At 53.3% G+C, this 1735-nt stretch carries 1 rRNA gene; it reads left to right on the top strand.

Going from position 1 to position 1735, the window contains the following annotated elements:
• Window positions 1–1735, top strand: a 23S ribosomal RNA gene (locus L3D05_RS26275); the annotation flags it as partial.

Genomic DNA, 1735 nt, shown 5'->3' on the forward strand with positions numbered 1-1735 from the left:
GCCGAAGAAGGACGCGACGAACAGCGATATGCTTCGGGGAGCTGTAAGTGAGCTTTGATCCGGAGATTTCCGAATGGGGAAACCCAGCTACCGTAATGGGTAGTTACCCTTGACTGAATACATAGGTCATTGGAGGCACACCAGGGGAACTGAAACATCTAAGTACCCTGAGGAACAGAAAACAATAGTGAGTCCGTCAGTAGCGGCGAGCGAAAGCGGAGAAGCCCAAACCTGAGAGCTTGCTCTCAGGGGTTGTGGGACGTCTCACATGGAGTAAGAAAAGAGAAGATTAGGCGAAGAGGTCTGGAAAGGCCCGTCACAGAAGGTAAAAACCCTGTAGCCAAAAATCTTCTCTCTCCGAGACGGATCCCGAGTACCGCGGGACACGAGAAACCCCGTGGGAATCCGGCAGGACCATCTGCCAAGGCTAAATACTACCTGGCGACCGATAGTGAAGCAGTACCGTGAGGGAAAGGTGAAAAGCACCGCGGGAGCGGAGTGAAAAAGAACCTGAAACCGTGCGCTTACAAGAAGTCAGAGCCCGATCTAGGGGTGATGGCGTGCCTTTTGTAGAATGAACCGGCGAGTTACGTTCACGTGCAAGGTTAAGCTGATGAGGCGGAGCCGAAGGGAAACCGAGTCTGAATAGGGCGAATAAGTACGTGGTCGTAGACCCGAAACCGTGTGATCTACCCCTGTGCAGGGTGAAGGTGAGGTAACACTCACTGGAGGCCCGAACTCGTGAGCGTTGAAAAGCTCTGGGATGACGTGGGGGTAGGGGAGAAATTCCAATCGAACTCGGAGATAGCTGGTTCTCCCCGAAATAGCTTTAGGGCTAGCCTCGAGGTTGAGCATCGTGGAGGTAGAGCACTGATTGGGTGCGGGGCCCGCCAAGGGTTACCAAGTCCAGTCAAACTCCGAATGCCATGTATGTATACTCGGGAGTCAGACAGCGAGTGCTAAGATCCGTTGTCAAGAGGGAAAGAGCCCAGATCATCAGCTAAGGTCCCCAAGTGTGTGTTAAGTGGGAAAGGATGTGGAGTTGCGAAGACAACCAGGATGTTGGCTTAGAAGCAGCCACCATTTAAAGAGTGCGTAATAGCTCACTGGTCGAGTGACTCTGCGCCGAAAATGTAACGGGGCTAAACACACCACCGAAGCTATGGCATGACACTTATGTGTCTTGGGTAGGGGAGCGTTGAATGCGGGTAGAAGTCAGACCGTAAGGACTGGTGGACTGCATTCAAGTGAGAATGCCGGTATGAGTAACGAAAAGACAGGTGAGAATCCTGTCCGCCGAAAGCCTAAGGGTTCCTGGGGTAGGTTCGTCCGCCCAGGGTAAGTCGGGACCTAACGCGAGGCCGAAAGGCGTAGTGGATGGACAACAGGTTGAAATTCCTGTACCACCGTAATCCGTTATGAGCAATGGGGGGACGCAGGAGGAGAACGACGCGAGCTGATGGAATAGCTCGTCCAAGCAGTGAGAGGTGTGTGTAGGCAAATCCGCACACTAATACCTCAAGCTGTGATGGGGAGGGAAAATCATAGTACCGAAGGTCATGTACCCACGCTGCCAAGAAAAGCCTCTAGCCAGGAGAAGGTGCCCGTACCGCAAACCGACACAGGTGGGCGAGATGAGAATTCTAAGGCGCGCGGAAGAACTCTCGTTAAGGAACTCGGCAAAATGACCCCGTAACTTCGGGAGAAGGGGTGCCCCGGTAGTGTGAATAGCACG

Origin of the sequence: Cohnella mopanensis, from assembly GCF_022352055.1 — a bacterium.
Taxonomy (GTDB): Bacteria; Bacillota; Bacilli; order Paenibacillales; family Paenibacillaceae; genus Cohnella; species Cohnella mopanensis.